4 protein-coding genes and 2 pseudogenes are annotated in these 4,341 nt (G+C 48.6%); 4 read left to right on the top strand and 2 right to left on the bottom strand.

Features of this window, described 5'->3' with window-relative positions:
- A pseudogene (locus tag G614_RS32260) lies at positions 1-187 on the top strand (maturase); the annotation flags it as partial.
- A gap of 268 nt (positions 188-455) precedes the next feature.
- Positions 456-635: a hypothetical protein gene (locus G614_RS28845; RefSeq protein WP_044918748.1), complete on the top strand. Its 180-nt coding sequence runs from the start codon at positions 456-458 to the stop codon at positions 633-635.
- Between the two features lie 260 nt (positions 636-895).
- Here the strand turns inward: G614_RS28845 and G614_RS34780 are convergent, their stop codons facing one another.
- Entirely contained in the window at positions 896-1,132 is a 237-nt protein-coding gene (locus tag G614_RS34780; RefSeq protein ID WP_242828202.1) for an IclR family transcriptional regulator C-terminal domain-containing protein, read from the bottom strand.
- Positions 1,078-2,001 carry an AraC family transcriptional regulator gene (locus tag G614_RS0123510; RefSeq protein ID WP_027643838.1) on the bottom strand — a complete coding sequence of 308 codons (924 nt, stop codon included), beginning with the start codon at positions 1,999-2,001 and terminating at the stop codon, positions 1,078-1,080. The genes G614_RS34780 and G614_RS0123510 overlap by 55 nt, the downstream gene beginning before the upstream one ends.
- 156 nt (positions 2,002-2,157) lie before the next feature.
- Between G614_RS0123510 and G614_RS0123505 the strand changes: the two genes are divergently transcribed.
- A complete protein-coding gene (locus G614_RS0123505) occupies positions 2,158-3,354 on the top strand; it encodes an MFS transporter (RefSeq protein WP_027643837.1) in 1,197 nt (398 codons plus the stop codon).
- Positions 3,311-3,948: pseudogene (locus G614_RS34775) on the top strand (PHP domain-containing protein); the annotation flags it as partial. The gene G614_RS0123505 and the pseudogene G614_RS34775, both read left to right, overlap by 44 nt.
- Positions 3,949-4,341: the final 393 nt, after the last annotated feature.

The raw sequence follows: 4,341 nt of genomic DNA, 5'->3' as shown, positions 1-4,341 counted from the left end.
AAGATATAAAATGTTGCGGGCGTTACATTTACCAGAGTGGAAGGTGCATGAGATGGCGAACTGCCGAAAGGGAGTGTGGAGAGCGGCGGGAATGCTCAACTCGGCACTCACCAAAAGAATCATAGTGGACAGACTTGGTTATCCCGATATGACTGCCCACTATTTGAAAGTCCGAGTAAACTATTGAACCGCGTAGTACCGAACGGTACGCTACGTGGTGTGGAAGGGGAGGTTAAAATCTCCCCTATCCGATTCTATTTCATAAGCAACAAGATAAATGGATATGCTTGCTTGCCCATTTGGTCCATAAAAGGTGAGAAGAATAAAGGTTTGTATGAATTGCGGGTGAAATTTTCCAATGATATAGTTCGAATATTTTAGAGTATAAATACGCCACCAACAGAAATTGACAGGGCAAGAAAATATATGGAAGATTATGCAAGGAGGTGTAAACTATGAGCAAAGTAGGAATTTCTTTTGAGCAAATGAAAGAAGATATGCTAAAAGATGAAGAGTTTAAACTTGAATATGAGAAATTGCGGCCACGTTATGAGGCTGTAGCACAGATTGTAGCGGCCAGAAAAGAACAGAATATGACACAGGCTGAGCTTGCCAGGCGTGTAGGGACTCAATAAGTGGCTGAATCATTGGGAAAGAGCTTAAACGTACAAATTAAGTGATGATAGATATAGAGTTTATGGCTTAATGGATTGCTCTGCATGGTTGTCATCCACCTAGGCAGCAAGTAAGCGACCGTTTGCCCGGGAGAAAATGATTCTTGTAATTATCAATGCTTTGAGATATTATATGGATAGGCAAGAAAATTGAGTATTCACGGATACACAAAAGCGAAAACCCCTGAGTGACAGCTCTGGGGTTTTCTTTGTATGTGCTCTTAGCCGTTTGGTTCTTTCCGGCTGCTATCTCCATACGGACCGGGTGGTAGACTATAATTTACTTCACCACGATAATCATAAATAGGGGCTGCAATACATCTGACGCCTAAAGCTATCTCTTCATCGTCTACCGCATAGTCCTGGCTGCGGAGCGGCGCCGTGATTCCGGTTGACGGCGGCTTTATGGGAAAATAGAAGGCGGGCAGTTGGTTTTTCTGTATTCCCTGGGCGTACACTTAAAAAAGCGCACAAACATCTGCGAAAAATTACTGGGACTGTTAAACCCGCACATGCCTGCTATGGAGGAAATGCTGCTGTGAGGGCTGCGAAGAAGCATGGAAGCCCCCTGGGTTATTCTGTATTTCAGAAGGTACTGAATGGGAGAGGTCTGGATGGCGCGTTTGAAACACCGCAGGCACTCACGCTCTCCGATATCCGCAGCCCTGGCAATCTGAGCCAGGTCCAGGTTTTCGTGGAAATGTTCATGGATAAAGCTTATCATTTTTTGGATACGCATATTATCCGTATCCGGAACTGGTTCCCTGGAATCCATTGCATGGGTATAGTACATGTAAAGGGAACAGCAGATACGGGACAGTTTTTCGCGGACCACGAACTCGTATCCCAATGGTTCGCCGGAAAATGCATCAAAGGCAGCGGTGAAGACGGCAGCGGGATTTCCCTCTCCGGAGTCTCCGGCAAGAAGGTTAAGCGGACAGGCGTCAAAAATCCTGCACTGAAGAAGCGGTGCCACATACCTCTTGGAAAACACGGAATCTTGTTCACCGTTTACCAAAAGAGGATGAAATACCAGGGAGTGGAGTTCGCAAAGGGGCTCTGCAGCGGCAAAATGCAGTATATTTGAATTGACGACAGCGCCTTCTCCCTGTTTTAGATGAAAGGTCTTATCCGGAACCTGCAGTCTCAGATGTCCGGACTCAACGTAAATAATTTCCAAATCCTCATGCCAGTGCCAGGGAACCACATCCCCGGCACTGTCTGTATATACAGAAGAATATCCTGCGCAGGGGAAGTCCGGCGTCCCATGGGGCTGCAGTTCCCTGCCTGCGCGGTTCAAATTCAGGGCACAATCCTGTAATGCCATATATCCTCCGATTGGTCGCTTTTCTTATATTATAAGTCGATATCTGGGTTGAATCAAGAAGGAAAAGACGATATTCTTTTGGTGTGTATTTATTATATGTTTTGCACTCAGGAGACCGAAGCAGGGTTTCCGAGTGCTCAGAAACAGGAGGATGAGATGTTTCAGTTATTACTTGTGATTATTTATCTGGCGTTTATCAGTCTGGGGCTTCCGGACGCCCTTCTGGGCTCAGCATGGCCGTCCATGTACCGGGAGCTGGGGGCTTCGGTGTCCTATGCAGGCATTGTCAGCATGATTATTGCCGGGGGTACCATAATTTCCAGCCTTTTCAGTGACAGGCTTATCAGGGCCTTTGGGACCGGAAAGGTTACTGTCATTAGTGTTGCAATGACAGCAGCAGCCTTGTTTGGGTTTTCTTCTTCCAATTCCTTTATACAATTGTGCGTTTGGGCCATCCCCTATGGCCTGGGAGCAGGAAGCGTGGATGCCGGACTGAATAACTTTGTGGCTCTCCACTATAAATCCCGCCACATGAGCTGGCTGCACTGCTTTTGGGGTATCGGCGCAACGGCCGGACCCTATATCATGGGCTTATGTCTGACCCGAGGGTTTAAGTGGAATTCCGGTTATATGGTGGTGGGGGTGATTCAGATTGCACTGGTGGCCTGCCTTGTGCTGTCGCTTCCTCTGTGGAAGGTGAGGACGGAGGGAAGCAGCGGACAGGATGACACCCACAAGCGGATTACCCTGAGAGAGGGGCTGCGGCTTCCGGGGGCAAAGGCGGTGCTTACTGCATTTTTCTGCTACTGTGCTCTTGAGGCCACAGCCGGTCTGTGGGCGAGCAGTTATATGGTGCTGCATAAGGGAATTGCCCCCCAGACAGCGGCAAAATGGGCTTCGTTTTTTTATCTGGGGATTACCCTGGGCAGGCTGGCCAGCGGTTTTGTCACGGACCGGCTGGGGGACAGGAACATGGTGCGCTGCGGGCAGCTGACCGCCTTTGCCGGAACTGTGCTGCTGCTCCTTCCGGCCGGTGACGGGGCGGTACTGGCGGGACTTATCATGGTGGGACTGGGCTGTGCTCCTATCTATCCCAGCCTGCTTCACGAAACGCCGGATAACTTTGGGGTGCAATATTCCCAGTCCATGATGGGCATGCAGATGGCCTGCGCTTATGTGGGGTCCACATTCATGCCGCCGCTGTTTGGGGTTGTGGCAGAGCGTATCAGCGTGGCGCTGTATCCCGTGTATCTGGTGGTATTTGTGGTATTGATGATTGGGATGACAGAGAGGATGGGGAGGGTTCAGGATGGAAAAGTTAATGGACTTACACATGCACAGCTATTACAGTGATGACGGCGAATTCAGTCCCGGGGAGCTGGTGAGACAGTGCAGCATGAACGGCATCCGTATCATGGCCATTGCGGACCACAATAGTGTGCGGGCAAACGAGGCGGGCAACAGGCGGCACTGAGGGCCGGAATCAGGTATGTTTCCGGCATAGAGATTGACTGTACGTTCAGGGGAGTGAATCTCCATGTATTGGGGTATGGAATCGACTATACGAGTGATGATTTTGCCTGTATTGAAGACAATATAAGCAGTCAGGCAGCAGCGGCATCCAGGCAGATGCTTTGTGCAACCAGGGAAATGGGGTTTGATGTAACAGAGGAGGATATGGCGGAACTGGCCCGTGATTATTACTGGAAGGACCGGTGGACCGGGGAAATGTTCGCAGAGGTGCTCCTGGGCAGGGAGGAATACAAGGACCATTCCCTGCTTCTTCCCTACAGGAAAGGCGGGGAAAGAGGCGATAATCCTTATGTTAATTTTTACTGGGATTTTTATTCTCAGGGAAAATGCTGCTATGTTAAAATTGAATATCCCAAACTGGAGCAGGTGGTTGATACCATACACAGGAACGGGGGATATGCGGTGCTGGCACACCGGCAGCTGGGGCGTATTCTTGGGGAGAATGGTAGGAAATTTTCAGTGTAGGGAGTGTACCCCGCCATTGCCACTTCCAGGATTGATGCCTATGATGGGGATTCCGTGACCTTCCACTCAAATAGTGCAGTTTTTTTGTAGTAAACTTCTAAAACCAGATACGGATAGCTTGCCATTGTTTATTTCTAGTCTATTATACACCATTTTGGCCGATTTGCGAAGTTTCCTATAAGGGAACAAAGAAGGAGCTGAAGCACCCTATTTAGTGCAGCAGCCCCTTTTTAATGGGGTGGAAAGATTTCGTGCATAAAAAGCCGCATTTCGTGCAGAAACTGTTGAAAATATATAAAAACTGGTGTAAAATTAAGTTTAACTAAGTGTTTATGTACAAAA

The organism is [Clostridium] clostridioforme AGR2157 (assembly GCF_000424325.1).
GTDB lineage: Bacteria > Bacillota > Clostridia > Lachnospirales > Lachnospiraceae > Enterocloster > Enterocloster clostridioformis_A.
The sequence above is the reverse complement of the archived record's forward strand: the minus strand, read 5'-3'. Positions and strand labels throughout refer to the sequence as shown.